The organism is Streptomyces sp. NPDC046727 (assembly GCF_040645635.1).
In the GTDB taxonomy this organism is placed as follows: Bacteria; Actinomycetota; Actinomycetes; order Streptomycetales; family Streptomycetaceae; genus Streptomyces.
On record NZ_JBEYYR010000005.1, the window covers coordinates 96,509 to 112,369 of the forward strand.

The window sequence follows — 15,861 nt, forward strand, 5'->3', positions numbered from 1 at the left end:
AAGGAACCGGGCACGGGTAATCGTGACATCGGTCACGGGAAAGCGCTTCCGGTGCCCGGTCGGGCAACGTGCATTTCCCGGACAGTCAGGGAAGGATCGAGTCGATGTATCCGCCGTCGACCCGCAGGGCGCCGCCGGTCGTGGCGGATGCCTGCTCGGAGCTGAGGTAGACGACCATGTGGGCGATCTCCTCCGGCTCGATCAGCCGCCGCAGCAGCGACTGCGGGCGGTACTGGCGCATGAACGCGCGCTGCGCCTCCTCCCAGGGCAGGTCCCGGTCGACGAGTTCGTATACGAAGTCCTCGACGCCCCCGGTGTGCGTGGGCCCCGCGATGACGGAGTTCACCGTCACGCCGGTGCCCGCCGCCTTCTTGGCGAAGCCGCGGCTCACCGCCAGCAGCGCGGTCTTCGACATCCCGTAATGGATCATCTCCGCGGGGATGACGACCGCCGAGTCGCTGGCGACGTACTGGATCCGCCCCCAGCCGCGCCCGGTCATGCCCGGCAGATACAGCCGGGTCAGCCGTACGGCGGCGAGGACGTTCACCTCGAAGTAGCGCCGCCACTCCTCGTCGGTGATCTCCAGCGGGTCGGCGGCGCCGAAGACGCCGAGGTTGTTGACCAGGATGTCCACGTCGGGCAGCACTTCCGTCACCCGGGCCGCGCCCTCGTGACTGGTCACATCGGCGGCCACCGGCACCAGATCGGCTCCGGGTGCGTCCCTCGCCAGCGACTCCACGCTGTCGGCCACCCGCTGCTCGCCACGGCCGTTGATTCCCACGCGGGCCCCGGCCCGGGCGAGTGCGACGGCGATGGCCGCCCCGATGCCCTGCGTCGATCCGGTGACCAGTGCGGTGCGTCCTGTGAGGTCGAGATGCATGGGCGGACGGGTTCCCTTCCTGCGTGCCGGAATGTCACGGTTTGTCAAGTGTGACCGCCTGGCCCGCGGATCCGCCGAAGGACGCGAACGGATCGGCCGTTCGGCGGGGCTCTTCGCGCCCGGGGTGCCGTGCGCACGGCAGGACGGTCTCGGCGGCCGGCTCGCCGCGGCACACGAGGACGGTGTCGGGCTCGGGGGGTTCGAGGGGTGAGTGACCTGGGTGTGGGTGACCAGGGCCATCACGGACCTCATGCGGGCGGTCTACCGGGGGCGGCGTGCGCGCGGGGCCGAGCCACCCAGGGGCGTTATCTAACCACCAAAACACACTTGACTAGTTAGACGAGGCGTGCTCGACTGGATGTATAACCGCAAAATGTTGAGATAGGGGTTAGAAGCATGGCTCCCGCAGTCCACCACCGCACCGCCACCGTCGACGGACTTCAGGTCTTCTACCGGGAGGCCGGCGACCCGAAGGCGCCGGCCGTCGTTCTTCTCCACGGTTTCCCGACCAGCTCGCACATGTTCCGCCACCTGATCCCGGCGCTCGCCGACCGGTATCACGTGATCGCCCCGGACCACATCGGCTTCGGCCAGTCCGCGATGCCCGCCCTGGGGGAGTTCCCGTACACCTTCGAGGCCCTCACCGAGGTCACCGCCGGCCTGCTCGACTACCTGCGCATCGACCGGTTCGCGATGTACGTCCAGGACTACGGCGCCCCCATCGGATGGCGGCTCGCCCTGAAGACCCCGGACCGGATCACCGCGATCATCACCCAGAACGGCAACGCGTACGAAGAAGGCTTCGTCAAGCCCTTCTGGGAGGGCGTCTTCGCCTACGCCCAGGCCCCCGGCCCGGACACCGAGGCTTCGATGCGCGGCGCACTGACCCCCGAGATCACCCGGTGGCAGTACGTCCACGGAGTCGCCGACCCGACCCTGGTCAGCCCCGACAACTGGGTCCACGACCAGGCCCTGCTGGACCGCCCCGGAAACGACGAGATCCAGCTCAGGCTCTTCCGCGACTACCCCACCAACGTGGATCTCTACCCGCAGGTCCACCAGTACTTCCGTGACTCCCGGGTTCCGCTGCTGGCGGTCTGGGGAGCGAACGACGAGATCTTCGGCCCCGAGGGCGCCAGGGCGTTCGGCCGCGACCTGCCCGACGCCGAGATCCACCTGCTCGACTCCGGCCACTTCGCCCTGGAGAGCCACCTGGAGCCCATCACCGAGCACATCCGCGACTTCCTCGGCCGCGTCCTCGACTGACGTGCCGGGGGCGGAGGTGCGGCACCCGGTGCCGACCGCGTGAACACTCCCCGATTCCTGCTAGCTGTAGGCGAGAACCACCGCTGGCTGCAAAGACACGTCCCGGTCGCCGAGCAAGGCTGGAAGCCGACCCGGTTCCCGACAGCGGAGGCATGGAAGCCCCAACCTCCGCCGTGGACCAGCCCATTTCCTCCTGAAAGGACACGTCATGAGTACCAATGTGTCCAGGATCGTACGCTTGGCTGCTGTCCCCGTCGCATCGGTCGCCCTGGCATTCACCGGGGTCGGTGCCGCCAGTGCCGCCACCGTCCACTCGGACGTACACAGCGGTTCTGTCTCCGCGAGCCACCATGGTGACCGGGATCATGACGGCCGCTACGACCACGATGACGACGACGGCGGCTGGTGGTACGGCTACGGCTGGGGTCACGACCACGACCGCAACGGACACCACGGCAACGGAGACCACGACGACCACGGCGATCACAACGGCGGTCGCGGCCACAACGGCGGTGGAGACCACGGCGGTGGAGACCACGGTGGCGGAGGCCACGGCGGTGGAGACCACGGTGGCGGAGGCCACGGCGGCGGCGGTCACGGTGGCGGAGGCCATGGTGGCGGAGGCCACGGCTGAGGACTGTCTGTCCTGAAGTCCGGGCTGGTCGGTGTGGCCGACCAGCCCGGAGTCATGCCCGCGATGACGCACTGCGCCGTCGGGCCCCACTCTGCCGGGTGCTCAGCCGACGACGCTCACCGACAATGTGAGGTATGACGCCAGGAACCCCCAGCACCGGGGACGGGCCCAGCGGTGACGGACCGGCCTTGGCGGATCTGCGGGTCGTCCTTGCCGACGACGACGTCCTGCTGCGCGAAGGACTGGCCAGCCTGCTGCAGCGCTCGGGCTGCGCGGTGGTGGGCCAGGCCGCCGACGCGACGCAGTTGCTCGACGTGGTCCGGCAGACGACACCGGAACTGGTGGTGGTGGACATCAGGATGCCGCCGGGGCAGACCACCGAGGGGCTGGACGCGGCACGCACCATCCGGCAGGACTTCCCCGCCGTGGGCATCCTGGTCCTGTCGGCGCATGCCGAGGTGGAGCACGCGATGGAGCTGCTGGCCAGCGGCCACAGCGTCGGCTACCTGCTCAAGAGCCGCGTGGGTGACGTCCAGGAGTTCCTTGAGGCACTGCACCGGATCGCCAGAGGCGGGTCGGTCGTGGATCCGGCGCTGGTGCAGGAGCTGGTGTCGGCCCGGCACAGGTCCGATCCACTGGCCGAGCTCAGCTCGCGGGAGCGCGAGGTGCTGGAGCTGATGGCGGAGGGCCGGTCCAACGCCGGCATCGGCCGTCGGCTGTGGGTGACCGAAGGCACGGTGGAGAAGCACGTGCGCAGCATCCTGGCCAAGCTGGACCTGCCGGAGACCGATGACGACCACCGCCGTGTCCGAGCGGTGATCACCTACCTGGAGGCCCGTTGACCCGGTCGTCCGGGTGACGGTCGTCCGTTCCGGCGAGCAGAGCCCGGATGGCGTCGCCCGACAGTGCCGTCTTGCACAGGTACCCCACCGCGGGGCTGGCCGCGATCAGGTCGGCGTAGTCCTCCTCGGCATGGCTGGAAATCAAGATCACCGGGAGGTGTGCCGCACCGGACTGGCGGTGCAGCCGGCCGGCCAGCTCCAGGCCGCACTCGCCACCGAGGTCGATGTCCACGAGGGCCACCTCAGGACTGAGCTGCTCGGCGAGCCGCAGTGCCTGGGCGCAGTCGGACGCCACGCCCACGACGGCGACGCCCTGGTGTTCGAGCAGACAACGGGCGGCGCTCAGGAAGTAGGGGCTGTCGTCGATGATCAGGCAGCGCAGCATGCCTCCAGAATCCCAGGGCGGTAGCTGATCGGCATTCCTGCTAGCTGTATTCGCAGGCATACGCCGGGCGATCGTCCCGTCGTCCCCGTGCCACCGCGGGCTCATCGGGAGCCGACCCGCGCGCACTGCTGCCAGCTGGAGTCCGGCCGTTCCCGCTGTCCGGTAGAGACGTTGGGCGCTGGCCTCGAAGACGCGCACGGGCGCCGCGGGCGAACATGGGGGCCACTGGCACGCACGGCACCCCGAGCCCGGGGCCGGGCCGAGGTGCTGGAGGAGGTGGTCGCCGTGCTGGACGACCGCGGCACGCCGACGTCGGTACGTCCATGGACCCTGGCGCACTGTCCGGAAGCCGCCGGGCAGGCCCGCACGATCGCTCGGAGGCTGCTGAGCCGGTGGGGGGTCTCCGGCGAAGCGGCGGACTCGGTCCTGCTGGCCGTCTCGGAGCTGGTCGCCAACGCCGTACGGCACGCGCAGCCGCCGCTGTGCCTGGGACTGGGGTGTGACCACACCACCGGGCACGTGTACGTCGAGGTGTCGGACGGAGGTCCCGCCGCCGACGGTACGACGGCGGGTCTGCCCGACGACGAACACGGCCGCGGACTGCTGATCATCGACGGGATCACCGCGGCCCACGGAGACCGCCACGAAGCCGGGCAGGCCGTCCACTGGGCCGACATCGCCTACGCGACGTGACCGATCGGCGCGACCCGCGCGGCGGCGGCCATGCGAGCCCAGCATTGGCCGCATTTTCCCTCTATGTCACACTTTGAAGGGCAGTATCCGTTCACGCTCGGCCAGGGAAGCGATGTGATGGCACGGCGCCGGATCCGCTCGCCGGCTCTGCGCTGGTCCAATCGAGTTCTCGCCAGCGTGATCATGGTCGCTGCGATGACCGGCGTCATCGCGCTCCTCAAGCCGCACCTCACGTCGGTGCACCCTCTGCTGCTCTACCTGCTGGTCGTTCTTCCCGTCGCCATGTTCTGGGGGACGGCACTCGCGCTGTTCACCTCCGTGCTGTGCGTCTTCGTCTACGGCTACCTGTTCATTCCGCCGTTCCACGCGCTGCGGATCGGCAGCGCCGAGGATCTCCTCGCCCTGGGCGTCTTCTTCCTCACGGCGGTGGTCGTGGGGCAGTTGGCGGACCGGCTGCGGCGAGCGGCCCTGGCGGCGGAACGGCTGATGGAAGAGCAGTCCGCGTTGCGCCGGGTCGCGGAACTGGTCGCCCGGTCGGTGCCGCCGGCAGCGGTCTTCGAGGCGGTCACCCGCGAGGTCGGGCTGCTGTGCGGTGCGGACGTGGCCCGCATGGAGCGTTACGAGGCGGACGGAACCGTCACCGGCATCGCCGCCTGGAGCCGCAGCAGGGGACCGGACCCGCTGCCCGTCGGCACCCGGATCGACCTGGACGGGCTGAGCGTCGCCCGTGACGTCCGGGACGGCGGGCGCCCGGTACGGATCGAGAGCTTCGCCGGCGCCACGGGGGCCATCGCACGGGAGTCGCGCGCGAAGGGGATCCGTTCGTCTGTCGGCTGCCCGGTCATCGTGGGCGGCCGCCTGTGGGGCGCGATCGCCGCCTCGACGAGGGGCGACAAGCCCTTCCCGGCGAAGACGGAGGAGCAGATCGCCCGCTTCACCGCGCTGGTCGCCACCGCCGTGGAGAACGCCGAGGCCCGTGCCGAGCTGACCGCGTCACGCGCCCGTCTCGTCAACGCGGCCGACGAGACGCGCCGGCGCATCGAACGCGACCTGCACGACGGCGTCCAGCAACGACTGGTCTCACTGGTCCTGCTCGTGGGGTCGACGCAGGCGATGGTGCCGAACGGGCTGGACGAAGTCCGGGCCAGGCTCCACCAGGTGGTCGCAGGGCTGACGGACGCGTCGGACGAGGTGCGCGAGATGGCACGGGGCATCCATCCCGCGATCCTCACCAGGGGCGGGCTCGTCGCCGCGCTCAAGGCGCTGGCCCGCCGCTGCCCCCTCCCGGTCGATCTCGTGGTGCGTGACGACGGGGAGCTGCCCGGACAGGTCCAGGTGAGCGGCTACTACGTCGTCTCCGAGGCGCTGACCAACGTGGTCAAACACGCGCGCGCCTCGGCCGCCACCGTCACGGTCGAGCAGCGCGACGAGACACTGTGCCTGACCGTCCGCGACGACGGTGTCGGCGGTGCCGACTTCAGCCGCGGCACCGGACTCGTCGGCCTCAAGGACCGCGTGGAGGCGCTCGGCGGCCGCGTCTTCCTCGACAGTCCGCACACGGCGGGAACCACGCTGCGCGCCGAACTGCCGCTCACGGACCGACACCACACCGACACGGAGTCGACCCGAGGACGACAGTGAGCCCGAGGGCCTAGCTCGGGGGAACCGGGAAGATCATGCAGCTGCTCGTGGCATGGGCGAGCAGGCGGTCCTCGGAATCGAGCAGCTCGGCCTGTGCCAGGGCCGTACGACGGCCGTGACTGAGGACGGTGCCGACGGCGCGGACCTTGCCGGTGTCGACGGTGATCCTGCGCAGGAACTTCACGCTCAGGTCGAGCGAGGTGTACCCCATGCCGGCCGGAAGCACGGTCTGCACGCAACAGCCCGCGGCCGAGTCGAGGAGAGTGGCGTAGACACCGCCGTGGACGCTGCCGATCGGGTTGTAGTGCTCCTCTCCCGGCTCCACGGCGAAGACCACGCGGCCGAACTCGACTTCCTCCAAGGAGAATCCGAGGGTCGCCATGATGGGCGGGGCGGGCAGGCGTCCGCTCAGCACGCTCCGCAAGAAGTCGAGACCGCTCTGCCGGCCCACGGCGGCGGCGGAGATGCCCGGATCCTGCCACTCGAACGTGCGTGACCTTGTCATGGGGCCTCTTCCTCGTCGACTGACTTCACCATGCGAAGCTAGCCAGCGAGACATCTGGCTGTCAATGCCGAAGCCAGCCTACGATGGCCGCATGACCTGGTTGGATACCAGCACCGAGAACTGCACGGTGCAGCGAACCCTCGACGTGATCGGCGAGAAGTGGTCGCTGCTGGTGTTGCGTGACGCCATGAACGGCGTGCGCCGTTTCGATGACTTCCGCGGGCATGTGGGACTGTCCGAGGCCGTGCTGGCGGACCGGCTGCGCAAACTGGTCGCCGCCGGGATCCTGACGACCGTCCCGTACCAGGAGCCGGGCCACCGCACGCGCCGCGAGTACCGGCTCACCGCCAAGGGCTGGGACCTGTGGCCCGTGATGATCGCCCTCAAGCAGTGGGGCGACCGCTACACCGCGGACCCGGAGGGACCGCCCCTGGAGGTACGGCACCGCGACTGCGGCGAACAGGTGGAAGCCGTCGTCGTCTGCCCGACCGATCACGGACGTCTCGACCCACGACAGGCCTACACGAAACCCGGCGCCTCGGCCCGCGCTGTGACCTGACGGGCACCCTGGCACTCACAGCAGGACCGGTCGGCGACGGTCACGAGTCGCGTCCCCGCTCGGCCCCGGCGACATCGGTGGCCGGCTCGGTGGCGTAGCGGCTCATGACCTCGATGGCCGCCTGTGGGGCCGGCGCCCCGCCGTCGGCGTACATGTCCCGCAGGTCCCGGAAGTACTGCACGTACAGGTCCGGCGTGAACGTGCTGAGCATGACGGCCGGTTGGCCGGTCGTGTTGGCGAACGTGTGCGGGACCCCGGGCGGGACCATGACGAGCGTGCCCGGCGTCGCGTCGTAGCCGTCCTCTCCGACGGTGAACCGCACCGTGCCCGAGATGACGTAGAAACCCTCGTCGTGCCGGGCGTGACGGTGCTGCGGCGGTCCGGGCGTGTGCGGCGCGAGGACGGATTCGGCGAGCCCGAGGCGGTGCCCGGTGTTGCTCCCGTCTTCGAGAACGCGCATCCGCGTGGTGCCCAGGACGATCATCTCCCCGTCACCCGGACCGACCACCGACACGGTGGGGCCGACGGTCGGCTCACCGGCGGACGGCCCGCCGGTCCCCGGCCCACTGCTCTTCCGTTTGTCACCCATGCCTCGATTCCACCGCCGGGCTCCCGTCACTGTCCAAGACCCGTTCGGTGACCTCGATACCGCACGGGTATCGTCGCACCGTGGAGCTACGCACGCTGCGCTACTTCGTGGCGGTCGCCGAGGAACTCCACTTCGGCCGGGCCGCCGCCCGGCTGCACATGAGCCAGCCGCCACTGAGCCGGGCGATCAAGCGGCTGGAGGCCGAACTCGGCGCCGTGCTGTTCGAGCGGTCGTCCGCCGGTGTCGCGCTGACTCCGGCGGGAGCGACGCTGCTCGTCGAGGCGCGTGCCCTGCTCGACCAGGCCGACCGCGCACGCGTACGCGTGGCCGCGGCGGCCGGCGCCGCGACGCTGACCGTCGGCTTCCTGGGGGGCAGCACCGACCCGGGCGCGACCCGGCTGGCCCGCGCCTACCACCGGCGGCACCCGAGCGTCGAGGTCCGCGTCCGCGAGACCGACCTGGCCGATCCCACCTGCGGGCTGCACGCCGGACTGGTCGATGCCGCCCTGACCCGCGGGCCGTTCGACGAGACCGGTCTGACGGTGCGCGAACTGCGGGCCGACCCGGTGGGGGCGCTGCTGCGCGCCGACGATCCGCTGGCCGGCCGCGGCAGCCTGGAGCGGGCCGACCTGGCCGACCGCCGCTGGTTCCGGTTCCCGGCGGGCACCGACCCCCTGTGGCAGTCGTACTGGAACGGCGGGGAGCTCCGCGAGGGTCCGGTGGTGCGCGCCGTCCAGGAGTGCCGGCAGGCCGTGCTCTGGAACGGCACGGTCGGCATGACCCCTCTCGGTCACGAACACGGCGAGGGGCTCACCGTGGTGCCGCTGACCGACATGCCGCCGAGCCGTGTGGTGGTGGCATGGAAGGAAGGTGACACGAATCCGCTGATCCGCTCGTTCGTCCAGCTCGCGGTCGCCGCCTATCACGGCTGACGTTCCCGCGACCGGTGCCGGCAGCCGCCCGCGCGCGGCACCTCGCCCGGTGCCGCCCGCGTTGCCCACCCCTCCCGCTCCCGCTGGTCAGGTGCGGTTTCCCGCAGGCGGTGGGGACGGGCGACGGGAAACCCGTGGACGCCGGTCGGCCGCGGCGGGAGCTTTGATGGCGTCAGCGCCAAGCACGACCTGCGGCGACGCAGATGACGCAGGAGAACTGCAAGGGGGAATCCATGCGCAACATGATTCGCGGGGCTGCCGCGTTCGCGACCGCCGCGGCAGCGGTGATGGCGATGAGCGGCGCGGCCCACGCCGAGCCGGCCGCCGACCCCTGGGCGGGTTGCCCGGACGGGGCGGTGTGCGTCTACCCGCAGAACCAGAACCCCGCCCAGTCGCCGAGCCTTGTCTTCTACAGCTACGGGCCGCACAACCTCAACAACCAGGTCGGCCGCCACTGGGTCCTCAACAACCAGTACGGCGGTGCCACCGCGAGCCTGTGCACCGGCTACAACGGCACCGGCTGCGGCACCCCCATCGCGGAAGGCACGGGCGTGTACGCCGACCTCACGCCGATCAACTCCATCACCCTCAACCGGCCGTAACCCCACCCACGGCCGGCCGAGGGGGACCGACGGGGGAAGCTTCCGGAACCGCAACCGCGGTTCCGGAAGCTCGTTTTCGGTCACTCCCCGCGCATGGCTGGGCCACCTGCCCCACACCGGCAGTAACCTGGGCTCCCGCCGTCTCACGGCCTGGGCACGTCTGCCATGGGGGACGCCTTGGGGGAGCCGCAACAGGGAGCCGACACCGGCAACCGGAACGAGAACGACGGGGACCGGACGGTGCCGACCACACCGTCCTTCCCCGCACAGCTACGACGACTGAGGCAGCAACGCGGTCTGTCGCTCGCCGGCCTGGCCAGACAGACCCACTACAGCAAGGGATATCTGAGCAAGATCGAAACCGGCGCGAAGCGCCCCACCGTCGACGTGGCCCGCCGCTGCGACCAGATCCTGTGCGCCGAGGGCGAGTTGCTGCGCCTGGTCGCGCCCGCGCGCCCGGCGGAACCCGACGACGGCAACGATGTCACCGGCGCCGCCTGCCCCTACCCGGGCCTGTCGCCGTACACCGCGCAGGACGCCGGACGATTCTTCGGCCGGGAACGGGCCACGGCCGCCCTCGTGGAGCGGGTCTTCGCACGCGTCGGCGCGGGGCCGCTGCTGCTCGTCGCCCCCTCGGGCGCGGGCAAGTCGTCCCTCCTCAACGCCGGTCTCGTGCCCGCCCTCCGACGGTCCGGCGGCTTCCCGATGGCCGGCGCCGACCGCTGGCCGGTCGTCACCCTCACCCCCACCGCCCACCCGCTGGACGAGCTGCTCGAACGCACCGCCAAAGCCCTCGACGGCGACCTGGACCTCACCGCCGCCCAGCTCGGCGAGCGGCCCGAGGCCCTCCTGGGCGCCGTCCGGTCCCGCGCGGAAGCGACCCCGGCCGGGCGCCGGCCACCGCCACCGCCCCGGCTGGTCCTGCTCGTCGACCAGTTCGAGGAACTGTTCACCCTCTGCCTGGACGAGGCCGAACAGCGCGCCTTCGCCCGTGTGCTGTGCGCGCTCGCCGCGCCCCCACCGTCCCCCGCGCACGATCCCGCGGTGGTCGTCCTCGGCGTCCGCGCCGACTTCTCCGGCCGCTGTCTCGACCTCCCGGAACTCGCCCCCCTCTTCGCCGACGGCCTCTACGTCCTGCCCCCGATGACCACGGCGGAGCTGCGCGAATCCATCACCCGACCCGCCGAACTCGCCGGTGTCACCCTCGATCCCGGTCTGGTCCCCGTCCTGCTGCGGGACGCCGGGCTGACCGGTGAAGCCGGTACGCGGGGCGTCCCCTCCGGCGCGCTCCCCCTGGTCTCCCACGCGCTGCTGGCCACCTGGCGCCACCGCGAGGCGGGCACCCTGACCGTCGCCGGGTACGAGAGCACGGGCGGCATCCAGGGAGCCGTCGCACGCACCGCCGAGGACGCGTTCGCCCAGCTGTACCCCGCCGAGCAGCAGACCATCCGGCGCATCCTGTCCCGGCTCGTCCAGGTCTCCGACGGCACCGGTGCCACCCGCCGCCGGGTCGGCCGTACCGCCCTGACGACGCAGCTCGCCGGCGCGGAGGGCGCCGGCACCGCGCTCGACGTCTTCGTCCGCGCCCGGCTCGTCACCGTCGACAGCGACAGCGTCGAGATCGCGCACGAGGCACTGCTGCACAGCTGGCCCCGGCTGCGGACCTGGATCAGCGCCGACCGGGCCGGCCTCCTCGTCCGCCAGCAACTCGCCCACGCCGCCGCCGAATGGGAGCGTGAGAGCCGCGACCCGTCGGCGCTGTACCGCGGCACACGGCTGGACACCGTACGGTCCTGGGCCGAGGAGCAGGACGGCCTCGGACCGCTGGACCCCGTGGAGGAAGCCTTCCTGACCGCGAGTCAGGCGGAGGAGGAGGCCCGGCAGCGCCAGGCACGGCGGCAGACCCGGCTGCGGCAGGCGATGGTGGCCACCCTCGTCGTCCTGCTCGGCTGCGCCCTGGCCGCCGGCGGCCTCGCCCACCGGCAACGGGCCGACGCACTCGTCCAGGAACGCCTCGCCCGCTCCCAGGCCCTCGCCGCCCGGTCCACCCTGCTGGCCGGGGGCCGACCCGAGGCGTCCATGCTGCTCGCCGCGGAGGCCTACCGCACGGAACCCACCGCCACGGCCCGCGGAGCCCTGCTGAGCACCCAGGCCGAGCCCTTCGCGGCCCGGCTCGGCGGACACCACGGCCCGGTCAACACGGTCGCCTTCGCGCCGGGCGGCGGCCTGCTGGCGACCGGCAGCTCGGACGGCACGGTCCGCCTGCGGCGCCCCACCGACCGCCGGACGACCGCGACGCTCACCGTCCCCGGCCGGATCCGCTCGATCGCCTTCAGCCCGGACGGCCGTACCCTCGCCGTCACGGACACCACCGGGCCCGTACGGCTGTGGTCCCCGGGCCGCTCCGCCCGCGCCGTCCTGCTGCCGGCGGACACCCGCGCGGCCCGCGCGGTCGCCTTCGACCCCCGCGGTCACACCCTCGCCGTCGCCGCCGCCGACGGAGCCGTCCAGCTCTGGGACACGGCCGGAACGCCCCGGCGAGCGGCCCGCCTCACCGGCCACACCGGCCAGGTCGACACGCTCGCGTTCGCCCCGGACGGCCGGACCCTCGCCTCGGCCGGCGCGGACCGGACCGTACGGCTGTGGGATCCCGGCCGGGCCGAGCAACTGGCCGTCCTGCGCGGTCACACCGACGAGGTGCTCGGCCTGGCGTTCGCCCCCGACGGCCGCGGCCTGGCCAGCGGGGGAGTGGACCGGACCGTACGGCTGTGGGACACCGGCCGCCGCCGGGCCACCGCGACGCTCAGCGGGCACAGCGACGACGTCAACGCCGTGGCCTACACCCCCGACGGCACCACCGTGATCAGCGCGAGCGGGGACAGCACGACCAGGCTCTGGGACGTGCGCAGCGGACGGCTCGTCACCACCCTCACCGGACACACCGACTACGTGATGTCCGTCGCGGTCGACGCCACCGGCACACTGCTCGCCACCGGCGGGTTCGACCAGACCGTGGTCCTGTGGGACCTGCGCGGCCGGACCCTGGCCGCACGCCCGTTCACGGAGGTCTCCGCCGTCACCTACCGCCCCGACGGGCGGCTGCTGGCCACCGCGGACGCCGACCACACCGTGCGCCTGTGGGACCCCGCCCGGCGGCGCGCCGCGCCCACGACCCTGACGGGCACGCGCGGAAGCGTCACCACCGTGGCGTTCGCGCCGGACGGCGCCACCCTGGCCGCGGCCGGCTCCGACGGCACGGTGACGCTGTGGGACACGGCCGCCCGCCACCCGCACACCGTGCTGCACGGCCACCGCGGAGCCGTGTTCGCGGTGGCGTTCGCGCCGGACGGCCGCACCCTCGCCTCCGCGGGCGCCGACCGCACCCTGCGCCTCTGGGACGTCACCGGCCATCGCACGCTCGCCGTCCTCACCGGCCACACCGACTACGTCAACGACGTCGCCTTCAGCCCCGACGGACGGACCCTGGCCAGCGCCGGCGACGATCTGACGGTGCGTCTGTGGGACGTGCGCGCGCACCGCTCGCTCGCCGCGCTGACCGGCCACACCGGCGCCGTCCGGGGCGTCGCCTTCAGCCCCGACGGCCGCACGCTGGCCAGTTGCGGCAACGACGGCACCGTACGCCTGTGGGACCTGGCACGGCACCGGCTCCTCGCCTCGCTGACGGGGCACACCGGATCGGCGCGCGGCCTGGCGTTCTCGCCGGACGGACGACTGCTCGCCAGCAGCGGCAACGACCGTACGGTACGGCTGTGGGACGTGCCCGGACAGCGGCCGTGGGCCACACTCGCCGGGCACACCAACGCGGTGTGGGGCGTGGCCTTCGCACCCGACGGGCGGACGGTGGCGAGCAGCAGCAACGACGGCACGGTACGGCTGTGGAACCTGGACACCCGGGCGCGGCTGGCCGAGATCTGCCGCCTGGACCGGGACATGGACCCGGCGACACGCCGCTCCCTGCTCCCCGGCGAGCCCGCCCCCGGCACGTCCGCGTGCCCGGAGCACTGAGCAACCGCCCTGCTCGGCCGGGGGTTTCCCGTTGCCTGTCGAAGTAGGGCCACGGGCAGGCGCGTCACGTGCTCGTGAGGATGACCAGTCGCTGTGTCGCCCGGGTCATCGCGACATAGCGGTCCACCGCTCCTTCGACGCCCTCGCCGAAATCCTCCGGGTCGACGAGGACGACCAGGTCGAATTCGAGTCCCTTGGACAGCTCCGGGGTCAGGGAGCGGACGCGGGACGTGGGGCGGAACGTGGGAGCGCCGATGACGCAGGCGATGCCGTCGGCGTGTGCGGCGAGCCAGGTGTCGAGGACCGGGTTCAGGTCGGTGATGGATCCGTGTACGACGGGGACGCCGCTGCTGCGGATGGAGGTCGGTACGTTGGCGTCCGGGAGAGCGGCCCGGATGACCGGCGCGGCTTCCGTCATGATTTCCTCCGGCGTCCGGTAGTTGACGCTGAGCGAAGCGAGGTTGATCCGGCCGAACCCGACCCGTTCGAGCCGCTCCCGCCACGACTCCGTGAACCCGTGCCTGGCCTGGGCGCGGTCCCCGACGATGGTGAAGCTCCGGGACGGGCACCGCAGCAGCAGCATCTGCCATTCCGCGTCGGTCAGTTCCTGGGCCTCGTCCACGACGATGTGCGCGAACGGCCCGGCGAGCAGGTCAGGTTCGACGCTCGGCAGCGCGGTCTCGTCGACGAGCGAGTCCTTCAGGTCCTGTCCGTGCAGCATCGTCACCGCGCCCTCGCCGTCGTCATCGGCCTGGAGGATGTGGTCGATGACGACGGCCATACGCGCGCGCTCGGCGGCGACCGCGGCCTTGTGCCGGAGCTTCCGTCGCGCCGCCTCCGGATCACCGAGTCGCTGCCGTGCCGCGTCCAGCAACGGCAGGTCGGACACCGTCCACGCCTGGGCGTCCGCGCGCTGCAACAACCGGACCTCCTCGCGGCTGAGCCAGGGGGCGCACATCCGCAGGTACGCGGGTACCGACCACAGGTCTCCGACGAGGTCAGCGGCTTCCAGCAGCGGCCACGCGCGGTTGAACGCCGTGAGCAGTTCCCTGTTCCGCAGCAGCGACCGGCGGAGCAGCTCGGGTGAGGCGTCCCCGTCGCCGTCGTACTTGTCCACCAGGATCGTGAGCAGTTCCTCCCGTACCTGGTCCCGCGCCTCGTTGTGCGGAGTGCCGGGTTCCGCCGCCTCGAACGCCACGGCCCAGTCGTCGGCGCTCAGCTGGATGTCGGACCAGGGGGTCGTGACCGTCATCGGCTCGGTGGGCGGCTCCTCGTAGAACCTGACGGCCCTCTCGATCGCCCTCACCAGGTCCGCGGACGACTTCAGGCGGGCCACCTCCGGATCGGCCTCGACCGCGGCTCCCGCTCCCTCGGCCACCAAGTCCCGCAGGGTGCAGGTCTGCACGCCCTCCTCGCCGAGGCTGGGCAGGACGTCGGCGACGTACGCCAGGTACGGCCGGTGCGGACCGACGAACAGGACGCCGCCCCGGCGATGACCGAGCCGGGGGTCGGAGTGGAGGAGGTAGGCGGAACGGTGCAGAGCCACGACGGTCTTCCCCGTACCGGGGCCGCCGTCCACGACGAGAGCGCCACGCGAGCCCGCCCGGATGATGGCGTCCTGGTCGGCCTGGATGGTGCCGAGCACGTCCCGCATCCGCGGCGAGCGGTTGCCGCCCAGGCTGGCGATGAACGCGGACTGGTCGTCGAGCGCGGCGTGCCCGACCAGTCCGTCCGCGGTGAACACCTCGTCCCAGTAGTCACTGATCCGGCCGCCGGTCCAGCGGTACCTGCGACGGCTCGTCAGACCCATCGGGTTGGCGTGGGTGGCGCCGAAGAACGGCTCGGCGGCGGGGGAGCGCCAGTCGACCAGCAGCCGCCGGCCCGTGCTGTCCGTGAGGCCGAGCCGTCCGACGTACACGGGCTCGGCGCTGTCCGGGCCGACCATGCGGCCGAGGCACAGGTCCAGGCCGAAGCGGCGCAGCGCGCGCAGGCGGCCGGTCAGCCGGTGGATCTCCGCGTCCCGGTCCATGGCCTGCCGGCCCTTGCCGCCGGGCGCCTTCCGCTCGGCGGCGAGGCGGCCGGACAGCTCGGAGATCGACTCCTCAAGACACTCCGCGATGGCCGCGAAGTGCTTCTCGTCGTCGGCGATCAGCGTCGCGTCGGACTTCGCAGAAAGGCGGTCGGGGAGGTCGAAAGCGCTGGTGGACAGGGGCTGTTTCACGTCATTGGCTCCGATCTGAGGCCGCTTCCGGCCATGGTGCGCGGCAGGGCGTCCGGGCAGGCGCGAGGAACAGCGCGCCGAGGTTT

14 protein-coding genes are annotated in these 15,861 nt (G+C 72.0%); 9 read left to right on the top strand and 5 right to left on the bottom strand.

Annotation, left to right across the window (positions count from 1 at the left end):
• Positions 1–85: 85 nt before the first annotated feature.
• Positions 86–880 carry an SDR family oxidoreductase gene (locus ABZ937_RS07845; protein WP_361687176.1) on the bottom strand — a complete coding sequence of 265 codons (795 nt, stop codon included), beginning with the start codon at positions 878–880 and terminating at the stop codon, positions 86–88.
• Positions 881–1,276: 396 nt separating this feature from the next.
• Here ABZ937_RS07845 and ABZ937_RS07850 point away from each other — a divergent pair, with 396 nt between their 5' ends.
• The 3 genes from ABZ937_RS07850 (at position 1,277) to ABZ937_RS07860 (ending at position 3,622) form a co-directional block, all read left to right on the top strand.
• Entirely contained in the window at positions 1,277–2,146 is an 870-nt protein-coding gene (locus tag ABZ937_RS07850) for an alpha/beta hydrolase (protein ID WP_361687179.1), read from the top strand.
• 365 nt (positions 2,147–2,511) lie between these two features.
• Positions 2,512–2,796 carry a hypothetical protein gene (locus ABZ937_RS07855; protein WP_361687182.1) on the top strand — a complete coding sequence of 95 codons (285 nt, stop codon included), beginning with the start codon at positions 2,512–2,514 and terminating at the stop codon, positions 2,794–2,796.
• A 118-nt stretch (positions 2,797–2,914) separates the two neighbouring features.
• On the top strand, positions 2,915–3,622 hold the full coding sequence (locus ABZ937_RS07860; RefSeq protein ID WP_361687185.1) for a response regulator transcription factor: 708 nt from the start codon (positions 2,915–2,917) through the stop codon (positions 3,620–3,622).
• Here ABZ937_RS07860 and ABZ937_RS07865 read toward each other — a convergent pair.
• Positions 3,600–4,007, bottom strand: a complete 408-nt coding sequence (locus tag ABZ937_RS07865) for a response regulator transcription factor (protein WP_361687188.1) — start codon at positions 4,005–4,007, stop codon at positions 3,600–3,602. The genes ABZ937_RS07860 and ABZ937_RS07865 overlap by 23 nt on opposite strands.
• Before the next feature lie 285 nt (positions 4,008–4,292).
• On the opposite strand from ABZ937_RS07865, the gene ABZ937_RS07870 reads away from it, so the two are divergent.
• Positions 4,293–4,700 carry an ATP-binding protein gene (locus ABZ937_RS07870; protein ID WP_361687191.1) on the top strand — a complete coding sequence of 136 codons (408 nt, stop codon included), beginning with the start codon at positions 4,293–4,295 and terminating at the stop codon, positions 4,698–4,700.
• Between the two features lie 63 nt (positions 4,701–4,763).
• On the top strand, positions 4,764–6,341 hold the full coding sequence (locus ABZ937_RS07875; RefSeq protein WP_361687194.1) for a DUF4118 domain-containing protein: 1,578 nt from the start codon (positions 4,764–4,766) through the stop codon (positions 6,339–6,341).
• A gap of 10 nt (positions 6,342–6,351) precedes the next feature.
• Here ABZ937_RS07875 and ABZ937_RS07880 read toward each other — a convergent pair whose 3' ends face one another.
• Positions 6,352–6,846 (bottom strand): PaaI family thioesterase, encoded by a 495-nt coding sequence (locus tag ABZ937_RS07880; RefSeq protein WP_361687197.1) that lies wholly within the window; start codon positions 6,844–6,846, stop codon positions 6,352–6,354.
• Positions 6,847–6,937: 91 nt separating this feature from the next.
• Here ABZ937_RS07880 and ABZ937_RS07885 point away from each other — a divergent pair, with 91 nt between their 5' ends.
• Positions 6,938–7,405, top strand: a complete 468-nt coding sequence (locus ABZ937_RS07885) for a helix-turn-helix domain-containing protein (protein ID WP_361687200.1) — start codon at positions 6,938–6,940, stop codon at positions 7,403–7,405.
• A 40-nt stretch (positions 7,406–7,445) separates the two neighbouring features.
• Here the strand turns inward: ABZ937_RS07885 and ABZ937_RS07890 are convergent, their stop codons facing one another.
• Complete coding sequence (locus tag ABZ937_RS07890; protein ID WP_361687753.1) at positions 7,446–7,889, bottom strand: cupin domain-containing protein; 444 nt, start codon at positions 7,887–7,889, stop codon at positions 7,446–7,448.
• Positions 7,890–8,074: 185 nt separating this feature from the next.
• Here ABZ937_RS07890 and ABZ937_RS07895 point away from each other — a divergent pair, with 185 nt between their 5' ends.
• From ABZ937_RS07895 to ABZ937_RS07905, 3 genes are all read left to right on the top strand, one after another.
• Complete coding sequence (locus ABZ937_RS07895; RefSeq protein ID WP_361687203.1) at positions 8,075–8,926, top strand: LysR family transcriptional regulator; 852 nt, start codon at positions 8,075–8,077, stop codon at positions 8,924–8,926.
• Between the two features lie 233 nt (positions 8,927–9,159).
• Positions 9,160–9,528, top strand: a complete 369-nt coding sequence (locus ABZ937_RS07900) for a hypothetical protein (RefSeq protein WP_361687206.1) — start codon at positions 9,160–9,162, stop codon at positions 9,526–9,528.
• Positions 9,529–9,705: 177 nt separating this feature from the next.
• Positions 9,706–13,554: a helix-turn-helix domain-containing protein gene (locus ABZ937_RS07905; RefSeq protein WP_361687209.1), complete on the top strand. Its 3,849-nt coding sequence runs from the start codon at positions 9,706–9,708 to the stop codon at positions 13,552–13,554.
• Positions 13,555–13,618: 64 nt separating this feature from the next.
• On the opposite strand, the gene helR is transcribed toward ABZ937_RS07905, so the two are convergent.
• A complete protein-coding gene (gene helR, locus ABZ937_RS07910; protein WP_361687212.1) occupies positions 13,619–15,775 on the bottom strand; it encodes an RNA polymerase recycling motor ATPase HelR in 2,157 nt (718 codons plus the stop codon).
• Positions 15,776–15,861: the final 86 nt, after the last annotated feature.